Annotated in this window: 14 protein-coding genes; 7 read left to right on the top strand and 7 right to left on the bottom strand. The window is 57.4% G+C overall.

Annotated elements, in window-relative coordinates; translation table 11 throughout:
* Positions 1 to 53 precede the first annotated feature (53 nt).
* The gene (locus AAHB66_RS12750) at positions 54 to 476 is read left to right on the top strand and encodes a GFA family protein (RefSeq protein WP_347113176.1); all 423 of its coding nucleotides are present in this window, start codon (positions 54 to 56) and stop codon (positions 474 to 476) included.
* Here the strand turns inward: AAHB66_RS12750 and AAHB66_RS12745 are convergent.
* The 4 genes from AAHB66_RS12745 to nifJ form a co-directional block, all read right to left on the bottom strand.
* Entirely contained in the window at positions 473 to 598 is a 126-nt protein-coding gene (locus AAHB66_RS12745; RefSeq protein ID WP_347113175.1) for a hypothetical protein, read from the bottom strand. The genes AAHB66_RS12750 and AAHB66_RS12745 overlap by 4 nt on opposite strands.
* 41 nt (positions 599 to 639) lie before the next feature.
* The gene (locus AAHB66_RS12740; RefSeq protein ID WP_347113173.1) at positions 640 to 852 is read right to left on the bottom strand and encodes a KTSC domain-containing protein; all 213 of its coding nucleotides are present in this window, start codon (positions 850 to 852) and stop codon (positions 640 to 642) included.
* Between the two features lie 136 nt (positions 853 to 988).
* The gene (ompC, locus tag AAHB66_RS12735) at positions 989 to 2,098 is read right to left on the bottom strand and encodes a porin OmpC (protein ID WP_347113172.1); all 1,110 of its coding nucleotides are present in this window, start codon (positions 2,096 to 2,098) and stop codon (positions 989 to 991) included.
* A 400-nt stretch (positions 2,099 to 2,498) separates the two neighbouring features.
* Complete coding sequence (gene nifJ, locus AAHB66_RS12730) at positions 2,499 to 6,023, bottom strand: pyruvate:ferredoxin (flavodoxin) oxidoreductase (protein WP_347113171.1); 3,525 nt, start codon at positions 6,021 to 6,023, stop codon at positions 2,499 to 2,501.
* A gap of 267 nt (positions 6,024 to 6,290) precedes the next feature.
* Between nifJ and AAHB66_RS12725 the strand changes: the two genes are divergently transcribed.
* Positions 6,291 to 6,557: a DUF333 domain-containing protein gene (locus AAHB66_RS12725; RefSeq protein WP_142489683.1), complete on the top strand. Its 267-nt coding sequence runs from the start codon at positions 6,291 to 6,293 to the stop codon at positions 6,555 to 6,557.
* Here the strand turns inward: AAHB66_RS12725 and hslJ are convergent, their stop codons facing one another.
* The gene (gene hslJ, locus AAHB66_RS12720; RefSeq protein ID WP_347113170.1) at positions 6,558 to 6,971 is read right to left on the bottom strand and encodes a heat shock protein HslJ; all 414 of its coding nucleotides are present in this window, start codon (positions 6,969 to 6,971) and stop codon (positions 6,558 to 6,560) included. It abuts the gene before it with no gap.
* A gap of 555 nt (positions 6,972 to 7,526) precedes the next feature.
* Positions 7,527 to 8,516 carry a 2-hydroxyacid dehydrogenase gene (locus AAHB66_RS12715; protein WP_347113169.1) on the bottom strand — a complete coding sequence of 330 codons (990 nt, stop codon included), beginning with the start codon at positions 8,514 to 8,516 and terminating at the stop codon, positions 7,527 to 7,529.
* A gap of 403 nt (positions 8,517 to 8,919) precedes the next feature.
* Between AAHB66_RS12715 and AAHB66_RS12710 the strand changes: the two genes are divergently transcribed.
* From AAHB66_RS12710 to AAHB66_RS12695, 4 genes are all read left to right on the top strand, one after another.
* On the top strand, positions 8,920 to 9,084 hold the full coding sequence (locus AAHB66_RS12710) for a hypothetical protein (RefSeq protein ID WP_166182623.1): 165 nt from the start codon (positions 8,920 to 8,922) through the stop codon (positions 9,082 to 9,084).
* Between the two features lie 201 nt (positions 9,085 to 9,285).
* Positions 9,286 to 11,925: a YdbH family protein gene (locus tag AAHB66_RS12705; RefSeq protein WP_347113166.1), complete on the top strand. Its 2,640-nt coding sequence runs from the start codon at positions 9,286 to 9,288 to the stop codon at positions 11,923 to 11,925.
* Entirely contained in the window at positions 11,922 to 12,113 is a 192-nt protein-coding gene (locus tag AAHB66_RS12700; RefSeq protein WP_347113165.1) for a YnbE family lipoprotein, read from the top strand. Before AAHB66_RS12705 ends, AAHB66_RS12700 begins: the two co-directional genes overlap by 4 nt.
* Positions 12,114 to 12,120: 7 nt before the next feature.
* The gene (locus AAHB66_RS12695; protein WP_347113164.1) at positions 12,121 to 12,441 is read left to right on the top strand and encodes a YdbL family protein; all 321 of its coding nucleotides are present in this window, start codon (positions 12,121 to 12,123) and stop codon (positions 12,439 to 12,441) included.
* Here the strand turns inward: AAHB66_RS12695 and feaR are convergent, their stop codons facing one another.
* Positions 12,442 to 13,350: a transcriptional regulator FeaR gene (feaR, locus tag AAHB66_RS12690; protein WP_347113162.1), complete on the bottom strand. Its 909-nt coding sequence runs from the start codon at positions 13,348 to 13,350 to the stop codon at positions 12,442 to 12,444.
* A gap of 236 nt (positions 13,351 to 13,586) precedes the next feature.
* Between feaR and AAHB66_RS12685 the strand changes: the two genes are divergently transcribed.
* A complete protein-coding gene (locus AAHB66_RS12685; RefSeq protein WP_347113160.1) occupies positions 13,587 to 15,086 on the top strand; it encodes an aldehyde dehydrogenase family protein in 1,500 nt (499 codons plus the stop codon).
* Positions 15,087 to 15,119: the final 33 nt, after the last annotated feature.

The following is a 15,119-nucleotide window of genomic DNA, read 5'->3' as shown; positions in this document are numbered from 1 at the left end:
GGCGTTCTGATACGCCGCCCGAGTGGGTCATGCTTATCGGAAAGGAGCCTGTTATGGCGAACAAAGTTTCTGCCCAGTGTCACTGCGGCGCGGTCAGGTTTACCGTTGAACTCTCGGACGGGTTCAACACCATCCGGCGCTGCAACTGCTCATTTTGCCGGATGCGTGGGGCGATAGCGGTTTCCGCGCCTTTATCCGGGATCGACATTATTCAGGGCAAATCACTGCTGACCGAATACCGTTTTAATACCCAGGCGGCGGTACACTATTTTTGTTCGGTTTGCGGGATTTACACCTTCCACCAGCGGCGTTCCACGCCGGATCAATATGGCGTCAACGTCGCCTGCATTGAAGGCGTCTCGCCGTTTGATTTCCCGGAGGTGCTGGTGATGGAGGGAAGACATCATCCCAATGATGGTGGTGGCGGCGTGGCCGGTGTGCTGAGCTATCGTGCTACGGGAACATCAGAGGATTAATCTTTATCCAGGATCAGCAGGACGTCGCCAAGATGGCCAACGATATTGGCGACATCAAAAATAAGGGCGAACCACAGGCAGGTCAGGAGCGCCAAAGCAAAGAGCGCGAAACGATTGATCATGGGTTTTACTCCGTCGTTGCATGGGCACAGGGGATGTGCGCTCAGGCAATTTTTCTCTCTTTGAATTTGCCTTTCACCACGCCGTCATAGAACCGTCCTTTAGAAACCACATTCAGGAAATCGTTAAAAATTCGCGCAGGTACGGGCTGATATTGCCAGGCGCTGTGATCCCGAAAACGGACTTCCAGCGTTTCATTGTATTTATCGTAGGCAATCGAGGCGATGCGCGAAGATTTAACAGCATGATGGTTCATAATAGCGAGTCCTCTACAGCCCGTCAGACATGAGATTTATCTTGTATCAGAAAGGCAGAGCGGCGCAACAAAATTTGAACGCAATGCTGAAAGGGATATAAAGCGTTAGCCCGCGCCGTAACGCGGGCTAATTGCATCAGAACTGGTAAACCAGACCGACCGCAACGATGTCATCGGTGCCGATGCCATTGTCTTTGTAGAACTGGTCGTCTTCGTCCAGCAGGTTGATTTTATAATCAACGTAGGTGGACATATTTTTGTTGAAGTAGTAAACCGCACCCACTTCCGCATATTTAACCAGATCCTGATCGCCCTGTCCGTTGCCCAGGTCTTTCCCTTTAGACTGCAGGTAAGAGACCACCGGACGCAGACCGGAATCGAACTGGTACTGAGCCGTCACTTCGAAGTTCTGGGTTTTGTTCGCTACCGCATGTTCGTCGTCGCCGTATGGGGTCATGTTACGGGTTTCAGAGTACATTGCCGCCAGGTAGATATTGTTGGCGTCATACTTCAGACCGGTAGTCCAGGCGTCAGCTTTGTCGCCGCCAGCGGTGGTTTCATTTTGTTGGGCGTTGGTACGGTCAGAAGAGGTGTAAGCCGCCGCAGCGCTGATACCCATGCCGAAGTCGTAAGTGGTGGAGATACCGAAGCCGTCACCGTTCTCATGACGCACGTCACGGCCATTGTTGGTGCCTTCGTTACCGTTGCCGCTGCCTTCGTTGTTACCCTGGTACTGCAGGGCGAAGTCCAGACCTTCAACCATGCCGAAGAAATCAGTGTTACGGTAGGTCGCTACGCCGTTCGCACGGCCGGTCATGAAGTTATCGGCTTTGGTGTAGGAGTCGCCGCCGAACTCTGGCAGCATATCGGTCCAGGCTTCCACGTCGTACAGCACGCCGTAGTTACGGCCATAATCGAATGAGCCATACTGGTCGAATTTCAGGCCGGCAAACGCCAGACGGGTCCAGGACTGATTGGAAGAACCTTCGGTGTTGTTGGCCTGGAAATTATATTCCCACTGGCCGTAGCCGGTGAGCATGTCGTTGATCTGGGTTTCGCCTTTAAAGCCGATACGCATATAGGTCTGGTCGCCGTCAGCGCCGCTGTCGTCGGAGAAATAGTGCAGACCGTCGATTTTACCGTACAGATCTAATTTATTGCCGTCCTTATTATAAATTTCAGCTGCATTTGCTGCGCCCGCCATTAAAAGGGCAGGGATCATCAGAGCCAGTACTTTTCTTTGCATTGTGACTATTCCTTATGCTGTTTTTTATATTTAATCTTTTTAAACTTTCCGTGGAACTTCGGTATTGGAAAGATGTCTCATGCTAAATCACTCTCCCTTCCAGCGATAAAGCATAATTGTTACCAATTAAGTGAAATCTAAAGAATTTGCTGCCAAGGAAACAGTCATAATTTCAGTGAATATATTAATTAAAACTATATAAAACAAAAATTATCCCTTTCGGCGTAAAATGCGTAGACTCTGCCTCGTTATATGCCTGTAGTATTTTTATCCGTTTATTTAATAAATGTGTTTTTAATTCTTAAATGTTATTTATTGCTGAACAGGATTGCCCGCCAGTACATTACTGGCGGTTTTTTTATATGCAATAAAAAAGCCCGGACATGCCGGGCTATAAGGGTTATTCGCTGACCGATTTTTCGGCTTTACCGGCTAACTGCGCCAGGAAGTCGTAGCGTTTTTGCAGATCGGCGGCGGCATCCTTCCACAGCTGCTCTGCCACTTCGGGCTGCTGGGCGTTGAGGCGACGGAAGCGTTGCTCCTGCATCAGCGTCTCTGCCAGCGCATCCGACGGTGGACGGGAATCCAGCGCCAGCGGCAGTTTACCCTCATCGGCACGACGCGGGTCGAAGCGGTACAGCGGCCAGAACCCGGTTGCTGTCAGCTGGCGCATCTGATCGTGGCTCAGCGCCAGATCGTAGCCATGCTCCTCGCAAGGGCTGTAGGCGATGATCAGCGACGGGCCAGGATAGGCTTCCGCCTCCTGAATCGCCTTCACCGTCTGGTTCAGCTGCGCCCCCAGCGAGATCTGCGCCACATAGACATGGCCGTACATCATCATGCTGACGCCCAAATCTTTGCGCGCTTTACGTTTGCCATGCTCGCCAAACTTGGTTACCGCCCCCAGCGGGGTCGCTTTCGAAGCCTGGCCGCCGGTATTGGAGTAACACTGGGTATCCAGCACCAGAATATTAACGTTCTCGGTCAGGCTGAGGACGTGATCGAGGCCGCCAAAGCCGATGTCATAGGCCCAGCCATCACCGCCAATCAGCCAGATCGATTTCTCGACCAGCGCATCGGCATCGGTTAACAGCTGTTCTGCCCCTTCAACGCCTGTCAGATGCTGACGCAGCTCCGCCACCTGCTGGCGACGTACGTCCGGTGTGGCCTCGCTGTGCAGAGCGTTGTTCAGCTCTGGCGGGATCTTATCGGCAAACTGCTCCAGCAGGCGCATCACGCGCACGCGGTGCTGGTCCACCGTTAAGCGGAAGCCCAGCCCAAACTCGGCGTTATCCTCGAACAGCGAGTTTGCCCACGCCGGGCCACGGCCGTTGACGTCGGTGGTGTACGGCGTGGACGGCAGGTTACCGCCATAAATCGACGAACAGCCGGTGGCGTTGGCGATCAGCATCCGGTCGCCATACAGCTGGGTCAGCAGCTTGATGTACGGCGTTTCGCCGCAGCCGGAACAGGCCCCGGAGTATTCGAACAGCGGGGTGATCAGCTGGGAGGTACGAATATCAATACGCTCAAGGCTGTTGCGATCGATTTCCGGCAGGTCGAGGAAGAAGTCGTAATTCACTTTCTCCTCTTCCACATGCTCAAGGCGCGACATCATATTAATAGCCTTGATCTCCGGGTTCTGGCGATCTTTCGCCGGGCAGACTTCCACGCAGAGGTTACAGCCGGTGCAATCTTCCGGTGCCACCTGCAGGACATATTTCTGGCCGCGCATGTCGCGTGATTTCACATCCAGCGAGTGCAGGCTGGCCGGAGCGTCCTCCATTGCCTCAGGAGAGACAACTTTGGCGCGGATCGCGGAGTGCGGGCAGGCGGCCACGCAGTGGTTACACTGGGTGCACAGCTCCTCTTTCCAGATCGGGATCGCTTCGGCAATATTGCGTTTTTCCCAGCGGGTGGTGCCCATCGGCCAGGTGCCGTCCGGCGGCAGCGCGGAGACGGGCAGGGCATCGCCCAGACCGGCCAGCATCGCCGCGGTCACGGTTTTGACAAAGTCCGGCGCCGCATCGGAGACCACTGGCGGGCGGTTCGGGCTGTGGGCATTCACCGGCTGCAGCGGCACCTCGGCCAGCGACTCCCGGGCCAGCGCCAGCGCCTGCCAGTTGCGCTCCACCAGCTCCTGACCTTTGCTGCTGTAGCTTTTGGCGATCGCCCCCTGCAGCTCCATCAGAGCGCTGTCGCCCGGCAGGATCTGCGTCAGATGGAAGAACGCCATCTGCATAACGGTGTTGATACGCGCAGCCAGGCCGCATTCGCGGGCGATTTTCGCCGCATTAACGATATAGAACTTCGCTTTTTTCTGGTTCAGCACCGCCTGCACTTCCTGCGGCAGACGCCCCCAGACCTCATCGGCGCTGTACGGGGTATTAAGCAGGAAAATCCCGCCCGGCTTCAGGCGCTCGGCCATCTGGTATTTGTCGATAAACTGCAGCTGGTGGCAGCCGACGAAATCGGCCTGCGACACCAGGTACGCCGAGCGGATCGGCTGCTCGCTGACGCGCAGGTGGGACACCGTCAGGCCACCGGCTTTTTTCGAGTCATAGACGAAATAGCCCTGGGCATACCACGGCGTGGAGTTACCGATGATCTTGATGTTGTTTTTGGTGGCCGACACGCTACCGTCGCTGCCCAGGCCGTAAAACAGCGCTTCCAGCTTCGCCGTGGAGGGCAGGGTGTTTTCCGGCAACGACAGGGACAGATTGGTGACATCGTCATAGATGCCAACGGTAAAGCGCGGTTTCGGCTTCGCGGCGCTCAGCTCGTTGAAGATGGCCAGCACGCATTCGGGGCCAAACTCTTTGGAGGAGAGGCCATAGCGTCCGCCAATCACCCGCGGCAAAGTTTCGCGCTCGCCGCCGTTAAAGGCCTCGGCCAGGGCGGTCATCACGTCCAGATAGAGCGGCTCGGCCTGGGCGCCCGGCTCTTTAGTACGATCCAGCACCGCCACCGACCGCGCACTTTCCGGCAATACCGCCAGCAGGTGTCTGGCAGAGAACGGGCGGTAGAGGCGCACTTTCAGCACGCCGACTTTCTCGCCCCGGCTCAGCAGTTCATCCACGACCTCTTCACAGGTACCGATAGCAGATCCCATGATCACAATCACGCGCTCTGCCTGCGGATGGCCGTAATACTCGAACGGTTTGTACGCCCGTCCCGTGGCGGCGGCAAAATCGGCCATCGCCTGTTCCACGTGGTCATAGACCGCGTTGTACCACGGATTAGTGGCCTCGCGGGACTGGAAGTAGGTATCCGGGTTAGCGGAGGTGCCGCGGATCACCGGATGTTCCGGGTTCAGCGCGCGGGCGCGATGAGCATCGATCTCTGCCTGCGGGAGGAGGCTGCGGATGGTGTCATCGGAGATTGACACAATCTTATTAATTTCGTGCGAGGTGCGGAAACCGTCGAAGAAGTGGATAAACGGCACCCGGCTTTTCAGGGTCGCCATATGGGAGATCAGGGCAAAATCCTGCGCCTCCTGCACGCTGGCGGAACAGAGCAGGGCGCAGCCGGTCTGGCGCACGGCCATCACGTCAGAGTGATCGCCAAAAATCGACAGGGCGTGGGTGGCGATGGTACGCGCCGCGACGTGCAGTACGAACGGAGTAAGTTGTCCCGCCAGCTTGTACAGCGTCGGGATCATCAGCAGCAGCCCCTGCGACGAGGTAAAGGAGGTGGACAGCGCCCCGGTCTGCAGCGCGCCGTGAACGGTAGCAATCGCCCCGGCTTCAGACTGCATTTCGACCACCCGGGGCACATCACCCCAGACGTTTTTCAGCCCGTTTCCGGCCCAGGCATCAACCTGTTCAGCCATCGTTGAGCTGGGTGTAATGGGATAGATGGCGATCACTTCACTGGTGCGAAACGCGACGGACGCGACTGCGCCATTCCCGTCAATAGTTTGCATATGACACCCTTACATTGCGCAAAGAAAGAGGGACCCGTAACACCTCGACGAGTCCTGTAGTTATCCTTGTATTTTAGCAAAGGGCCGCTGAAACGATTTTCGCTTTTGTGTCCTGCTTATTAGTGCCATCAATGGTTTGATCAAACTTTTGCCTGAAAATAGTCTGCAATTGTTTTGACAGCGCAGAAAACCGCGCTTCGGCTCTCGACGGCAGGGCGTGGGATGCCTATTATGCATAGGTTTTGCAATTCAATATGGGGAGAGATTATGCGCGCAGCATTTTGGGTTGGGTGTGCCGCTTTGTTACTGTCGGCCTGCAGCAATGAACCTGTACAGCAGGCTACCGCCGCGCACGTCGCGCCGGGGATGAGGGCGGCGATGTCCAGTTCCGGGCAGGCAAATTGCGCCATGATTGGCGGGTCGCTGTCCGTTGCGCGTCAGCTGGATGGCTCGGCCATCGGCATGTGTGCGCTGCCTAACGGCAAACGCTGCAGTGAACAGTCGCTCGCCGTCGGGTCCTGCGGAGCTTACTGATTACTCTGCGCGTTTAAAGACCAGCGTCGTCTCTGCCGTCGCCAGGGTTAATACGTCTTCCGTCAGATCGACCTGCGTCCCGTTGCGCAGCATGGTGCCGATCGCGTGATCCAGGTCATTGAGCTGTGGCTCGGTACACAGCTTACGCGTCATGGCGAGCGCTTTAACCTTGAGCTCGCCGTCAGACAGCTTACCCTGACCGCTGAAGCGGTTACACATCACGCCTGATACCGCCAGGTCTTCACCAAAGGCAATCTCCGGCGGCGTAGTGGCCGGGTTAATGGCGGTGCCGTTCATACTCTGCAGCACAAAGCGGTGCTGCTGAAGCTGTTCTTCCTGAACAGAGGCTTTCCCTGGATTGACACAGCCTGCCAGCGCCATGCTGAGGATCGTTACTGCGACGAGCGTTTTCATTGTTCTTCTCAATATATTCACTTCATAAATAGCTAATGCATAGTCTATTGCGCTGGCGGGAATTGTCTTGCGGGTAAATCTGAAAATGGGGTGGGTCTTATTCCCTCTCCCTTGAGGGAGAGGGTTAGGGTGAGGGGGGAACATGCGGCTGAGGTGGTGGTTCCGTTCACCTTACGTTCTGCGCTTCTCTGTTTGCAGCGGCACCCGTGAACGTGTGAAGGGGGGCTCGCCGCCGCCCCCTTCACAATCCCGGCTCCCGGCAAAGAAAATCGCCGCTTCGCGGATTGTTCGCCCCATCCCTGGGGCTCACCCCTTCGGGGCCAGCGCAAGCGCTGTCCAAAATTGCTCCCGGCAATTTTGTCCTCAGCTTATTCCTTCAGGCTTTCGGGTCGGGCACCAGCCTGCATCCCTGCAGGCTATGCCCTCTCGGCGCGTCCCTGCGCCTCGCCCCGGCCTTCCGGAAACGCTTCGGCGATTTTCAGCCGGACCAGGGAGCCGCTGTACGCTCTCTATTCTCTTTGGGATATTTATTGCTTGAAGAACAAACAATCCCAATCAGAACAGCGCGTTCGGGCTCGCTTCGCCTTTCTCGAGCTGGCTCAGGTTACCCAGCGTGGTCTCGGAAATACTGATCAGCGCCTCAGCGGTCAAAAACGCCTGATGCCCGGTAAACAGCACGTTGTGGCAGGCGGAGAGGCGACGGAACACGTCATCCTGAATCACGTCGTTAGACTTATCTTCAAAGAACAGATCGCGTTCGTTCTCATATACGTCCATCCCGAGCGCGCCGATTTTTTGCGTTTTCAGCGCCTCAATCGCCGCCTGGGAATCCACCAGGCCACCGCGGCTGGTGTTAACGATCATCACGCCATCTTTCATCTGATCGAACGCGCTCTGGTTCAGCAGATGGTAATTGTCTGCGGTTAGCGGGCAGTGCAGGGAGATCACGTCTGACTCAGCGTACAGGGTTTTCAGGTCAACATACTCCACACCCAGCTCCAGCGCGGCGGCGCTTGGATACGGGTCAAACGCCAGCAGGCGCATACCAAAACCCTTGAGGATCCGCAGTGCCGCGACGCCAATTTTACCGGTGCCGATCACCCCGGCGGTTTTGCCGTACATCGTAAAGCCGGTCAGCCCTTCCAGCGAGAAGTTGGCATCACGGGTGCGTTGATAAGCACGGTGAATACGACGGTTCAGAGACATCATCAGGCCGATAGCATGTTCCGCCACCGCTTCCGGGGAGTAGGCCGGGACGCGCACTACCTGCAGACCCAGCTCTTTAGCCGCGTCGAGGTCGACATTGTTGAAGCCCGCGCAGCGCAGAGCGATGTATTTCACGCCCTGTTTTTTAAGCTCTTCCAGCACTGGACGACTGCCGTCATCATTAACGAAAATACAGACCGCATCGCAGCCATGCGCGGTTTTGGCCGTTTTTTCGTTAAGCAGAAAGTCGAAAAATTCAAGTTCGAATCCATATCCCTCGTTAACATGTTGCAGATACTTTTTGTCGTACTGCTTTGTGCTGTAAACCGCGAGTTTCATAAGACTTTCTCCAGTGATTTTGGAACTACGTTAGCATGATTAAAATAATCATACAAATTATAAAATTTTATTGATTTCAATAAGTTCTGATAATGATTTTACACTATCCTGCCTCCAGTAGGTGAGACAGGGAAACCGCTCTTTTCATCTCGCAATAAATCTAAATAAAACATCAGCATAAAATTAATCTGTTGCCGTCCCGCTCGATATAACTATAAGCGTAACTTATAGTTTCAGGGTGGCGAATTGCTGCATCTACAACTGGAGTTTCAAAATGAAATCCACCGTACAACATGTCTCTAAAGAGCAACCTAAGCAGCCGCAAAAGAATCAAGATGAGAAGAGCAAACAGAAACCGGGTAAATCGAAATAACCTCTCATAACACAGTTTGACGGAGGCTTTATGGCTGATCGTCCAGATTACATTGATCCCATTCCTGATGACGAACCGCTTCCTGGTGGCAGCGATCCCCTTCCAGGTGACACAGATCCACTCCTGCCTGGCGATGACATACCTGATGTGAATGACCCGCTGGATCCTGATGACCCTGATGTGATCAGAAGATAGGGTTAGCACGCCTTTTTTTAAACCGCCTCCGGGCGGTTTTTTGTTGCCCTGAAAGAGATTGAGCGAACAATAAAAACGCGCACATTCAGGGGCATCGCATCTATCCTTAAACAGGCCTTCGCTTCACCTGCCTGACGAAACATGCCACAATATTCGATACTGTCGGCTAATTTTTTCGCTAAATCAGGATATTAACTGCCCATGAGGGGTAAATACAAAGCCGCAATCGCGCTACTGCTGCTGATCGTTCTTTTACCGCTGACGCTGCTGCTGACCCTTGCGCAGTGGGTTCCCACGCTTGCCGGTATCTGGCTACCCGCAGGCACCCGGATCGCCTTTGAAAAAAGCCCGCGCCTGACCCGCAACGCCCTGGTGATCGCCGATCTGCGCTATCTGGTGGACGACTGCGAAATCGCCCGCGTGGAAGACGCCACGCTCAGCCACCCGAGTCGCTGGAAAATCGACATCGCCGGGCTGGATCTCAACAGCGCGTGCCTGAGTAAAATCCCTGCCAGCGAGCCTACGCCCGCCGCACCGCGAACGCTGGCCGAATGGCAGTCGCTGCTGCCCAATACCTGGCTGACCATCGATCGCCTGACGCTCTCTCCCTGGCAGCAGTGGCAGGGGAAGCTAACCGCCTCGCTGACCCCGTCGCGACAGGACATTACTTATCATGGGGAGCAGTTTAGCCTGCGTGGCACACTGCGTGGACGTTCCCTGACCATCAGCGACGTCACGCTCAATCTGCCCGATAACCCGCAGCCGGTAACCCTGGTGGGGGAATTTACCCTGCCGCTGGTGCCGGACGGCCTGCCGGTGCAGGGGCATGCGGTAGCGACCTTCTCGGTCCCGCAGCTCCCGTCGCTGGTGGATGCCGATCTGGCGTGGCAGGACAATCAGGGCCAGCTGGTACTGGTTGAGCGGGAGAGCCGCGAGCCGCTGCTGGATCTCCCCTGGCAGATCACCTCAGAACAACTGACCATCAGCGACGGGCGCTGGCGCTGGGATCGGGCCGGTATTCCTCTGAGCGGACGCCTGGGGTTGAAGATCGATAACTGGCAGCAGGGCACGGAAAACGCCGTTATCAGCGGACGGATGAACGTTCTGACCCAGGGCGATGCCGGGAAGGGCAACGCGGTGCTGACTTTTGGCCCCGGCAAGCTCAGCGTGGATAACAGCGCCATGCCGATGCAGCTTACCGGTGTCGCCAAACAGAACGACCTGATCCTCTATGCAAAGCTTCCCGCCATGCTGAGCGGTAGCCTTGCCGAGCCCCGTCTGGCGTTTGCGCCCGGGGCACTGCTGCGTTCACGCGGGCGGATCATTGATTCTCTTAATATCGACGAGGTGCGCTGGCCGCTGGCCGGCGTGGCGCTGACCCGCAACGGCATCGACGGCCGCCTGCAGGCGATTTTGCGCGCTCATGAACAGGAGATGGGGGATTTCACCCTGCATCTCGACGGCCGGGCCAGTGACTTCCTGCCGGATCGCGGCCTGTGGCAGTGGCGCTACTGGGGTGAGGGCAACTTCACTCCGATGCAGGCCCGCTGGGACGTGGCGGGCAGGGGCGAGTGGCGCGACAGCGTCATTGAACTCAGTGAACTCTCGACCGGGTTTGACCAGCTGAAGTACGGCACTATGCATGCCAGCACGCCGCGGATGGTGCTGGAGAGCCCGATCCGCTGGCAGCGCGATCCCGCCCGGCCGCATTTCAGCGGCGCATTATCCTTTGACGCCGGAGAAACCACCTTCACCGGCGGCAGCGTGTTACCCCCTTCAACGGTCAAATTCAGTGTCGATGGCAGCGATCCGACCCTGTTCCGCTTCAAAGGCACCCTTAATGCCAAAGCGATCGGCCCGGTGCAGTTGAACGGGCGCTGGGACGGGGAGCGTCTGCGCGGCCAGGCCTGGTGGCCGAAGCAATCCCTGACCGTCTTCCAGCCGCTGGTCCCGCCGGACTGGAAAATGACCCTGCGCGAAGGGGAGCTGTATGCCCAGGTGGCGTTCTCGGCGGCGGCCGATCAGGGTTTTGAGGCCGGAGGCCACGGGGTAGTGAAAGGCGGCAGCGTCTGGATGCCGGATAACAAAGTAAACGGCGTTGATTTTGTCCTGCCGTTCCGCTTTAGCCAGGGCACCTGGTCGCTGGGCACCCATGGGCCGGTGACGCTGCGCATTGGCGAAGTGATCAATCAGGTGACGGCCCGCAATATTACCGCCGATCTGCAGGGGGACTACCCGTGGAGCGAGGCGAATCCGCTGCTGCTGACCGACGTCAGCGTGGATCTGCTGGGCGGTAAAGTGACCATGCAGCAGCTGCGGATGCCGCAGCACGATGCGGCCCTGCTGCGGGTCAGCAATATCTCCTCCAGCGAGCTCATTAGCGCCGTTAATCCGAAACAGTTTGCCCTGTCCGGGCCGTTCAGCGGGGCGCTGCCGTTCTGGCTGGACAACGACAAGTGGATCATCAAAGATGGCTGGCTGACTAACGCCGGGCCGATGACCCTGCGCCTCGACAAAGACACCGCCGATGCCCTGGCTAAAGAGAACGGGTCGGCGGCGGGGGCCATTAACTGGCTTCGCTATATGGAAATTTCGCAGTCGTGGACGACACTCAATGTAGATAACCTGGGTGAATTAACTCTGGCATCGACCCTCCGTGGCGCCAGCCGCGTTGAGGACCAGACGCAAGCCGTCAACCTCAACTACACCCATCAGGAGAACCTGTTCACCCTCTGGCGCAGCCTGCGTTTTGGCGACAATCTGCAGACCTGGCTGGAGCAACACGCAGCATTACCGGATAACCGCTGCCCGACAGGCAAGGAATGTAAGGAACAACCATGAAAAAGCTGGCCGGTGGGTTCACCGTGATTGTGATACTGACGCTGACAGGCTGCACGCCAAGGATCGAAGTGGCGGCGTCGAAGGAGCCGATCACCATCAACATGAACGTCAAAATTGAACATGAAATCCATATCAAAGTGGATAAAGACGTGGAGACGCTGCTGAAGTCACGCAGCGATCTGTTCTGAGGCTGCCATGAGAAAACGCATTTTGCTGATGATATTAACGCTGGGGCTCTGCGCACCCGCGCTGGCGCTGACCCTCAACGAGGCCCGCAGTGCCGGGCGGGTCGGTGAAACCCTGAGCGGCTATATTGCGCCGCGGAGCCAGGATCGCGAGACGCTGGCGCTGGTGGAGCAGATCAACAAGGCCCGCACCGACAGCTATCAGAAGCTTGCCGACAGCAATAACATTCCGGTGGATGAAGTGGCAAAAATGGCCGGGACGAAACTGGTCGCGCGCGCCAACCCCGGCGAGTATGTCCAGGGGATCAACGGCAAGTGGTTGCAGAAGTGATCAGCGGTGGCGTTTGCGGTATTCGCCTGGCGACACGCCAAAACGCTGCTTAAAGGCCGTGGAGAAGTGGCTGTGATCGGTAAATCCCCAGCTGTAGCCAATGCCCGCCAGTTTTTCGTCATCGCGGGCGCCGCGCAGCATCTGCGCGCACAAATCCAGACGACGATTTTTAATGTACTGCGCCACCACCAGCCCTTTTTCGGCGAACATCCGGTACAGGCTCCGCACTGACATCCCACACTCCGAGGCGATCCACTCCGGGCGCAGGTGTTCGGCCTGAATATGGTCGTCGATCAGGGTCAGCACGTTCGTAAACTGGCGCTCCTTGCGCGGCTGCACGCTTTCACGCTGCTGCAATACCGGGCGCAGCAGGCAGACCATCGCCTCCAGCGCGGCTTCGCTTTCGGTTTCGCTTAACGCCGGGTTGTTCATGCTGTCCTGCAGCAGGCGATAGCTAAGCTGAACGGTGGGCAGGCTGCGGGAGAGTTTTTGCGCGCAGGTCACTTCCTGAAAGCGAAAGTGCTGCTCGAGGATCTGACGCGGCAGCAGGAGCGAGATCTGACGTGATTTTTCTGGCCAGTAGATCGAGCAGGGGCGGGAGGCGTCAATCAGGGTGATATCCCCGGCGTTCAGCACAATCTGGCGATCGTCCTGCTCCAGACCCGCTTCGCCATCCAGCTGAAACACGGTGTAGAACCAGGCGTCGTTGCTGGTTTTGATCTCCTGGCGAGTGCGAAACAGGTTCACGCCGCCGGCGGTCACGGTGCTCAGTTTCAGGTTGCCGGTCCAGGTCGATTCCAGCTCGCCATAAAACTCGCCGCTCATGGGCCGGGCGGCAAAACTGCCGCAAACCTGATTAATCTGCGCCAGCCAGTGCTGGTAGTTGTCCTGTTCGTTTGCACATGCCATCGTCTTACCCGCTACGTCGTCAATGTTTAAACATTGTTGCATTTATGTTGCCAATTGCCCGTGACCTGGGGCGAAATCCCGGAAAAAACTCCGCCATATAGCAGAGCGAAACGGCGTTATTGTCGCGTTTTGCGGTGCCTGTCACAGCGGGCAAAGCGAATGTCACAGAGATAAAAGCGCATTCGGCAAAGCCATCTTAGACTGCGTTGACACCCTGCGAATAATAAGGAATCGCTATGTCTGATACACAGGTCGCCGTACTGCACTGCGTGCAGCAATTTCTGGATCGCCAACATGGCCTCTGGATTGAAGGACGCCACTCCGCCTCCGACAGCGAAAAGCGTCTGGAGATCTTTAACCCGGCTACCGGCCAGGTGATTGCCTCGACGGCCGATGCCAGCGCGCAGGATGTGGACCGCGCGGTGATGTCCGGCTGGCGTGCCTTCGTGGCCCGCAGCTGGTCAGGCAAACTGCCTGCGGAACGTGAACGTATTCTGCTGCGCTTTGCCGATCTGGTGGAGCAGCACACCGAGGAGCTGGCCCAGCTCGAAACCCTGGAGCAGGGTAAATCCATTAACATCTCCCGCGCCTTTGAAGTGGGCTGCACCCTGAACTGGATGCGCTATACCGCCGGGCTGACCACTAAAATTTCCGGTAAGACGCTGGATCTCTCCATTCCGATGCCGCAGGGCGCCCGCTATCAGGCGTGGACCCGCAAAGAGCCGATTGGCGTGGTGGCCGGGATCGTGCCGTGGAACTTCCCGCTGCTGATCGGCATGTGGAAAGTGATGCCTGCCCTGGCGGCTGGCTGCTCTATCGTGATCAAACCGTCGGAAACCACGCCGCTGACCCTGCTGCGCGTGGCGGAACTGGCAAGCGAAGCCGGGATCCCGGACGGCGTCTTCAACGTGGTGACCGGCAGCGGGGCGGTGTGTGGCGCCGCGCTGACCAACCATCCGCATATCGCCAAGGTGAGCTTCACCGGCTCAACCGCCACCGGCAAACAGATTGCGCGCTCCGCCGCCGACCGCCTGATGGGCGTGACCCTGGAGCTGGGCGGTAAAAACCCGGCTATCGTTTTGAAAGATGCGGATCCGTCATGGGTTATCGAAGGGCTGATGACCGGCAGCTTCCTGAACCAGGGCCAGGTCTGTGCGGCAAGCTCGCGGATTTATATCGAAGCGCCGCTGTTTGATACCGTGGTAAGCGATTTTGAGCAGGCGGTGAAATCCCTGAGCGTCGGGCCGGGAATGTCTCAGGAGGCGCACATTAACCCGCTGGTCTCCCGCGCCCACTGCGACAAAGTGCAGACCTTCCTCGACGAGGCGCAGTCGCGTCAGGCCGAGCTGATCGTCGGGAATCGTGGCCCGAGCGGCGAGGGGTATTACGTCTCGCCGACCCTGGTGGTCAACCCGGACGCCAGCCTGCGTCTGACCCGCGAAGAGGTGTTTGGCCCGGTGGTGAACCTGGTGCGCGTCGCCGACGGCGAAGAGGCCCTGCGCCTGGCAAATGACACCGAATACGGTCTGACCGCCAGCGTCTGGACGCAAAACATCAGCAAAGCGCTGGAGTATACCGATCGCCTGCAGGCCGGCACGGTGTGGATCAACAGCCACACCCTGATCGACGCCAACCTGCCGTTCGGCGGCATGAAGCAGTCCGGCACCGGCCGCGATTTCGGCCCGGACTGGCTGGACGGCTGGTGTGAAACCAAATCGGTGTGTGTGAGGTATTAGGTAAAAGCAAAACGGTCACCCCGGTGACCGTTT

This window comes from Leclercia sp. S52, from assembly GCF_039727615.1.
GTDB classification, from domain to species: Bacteria; Pseudomonadota; Gammaproteobacteria; order Enterobacterales; family Enterobacteriaceae; genus Enterobacter; species Enterobacter adecarboxylatus_B.
This window is presented reverse-complemented; position numbering and strand designations above follow the sequence as displayed.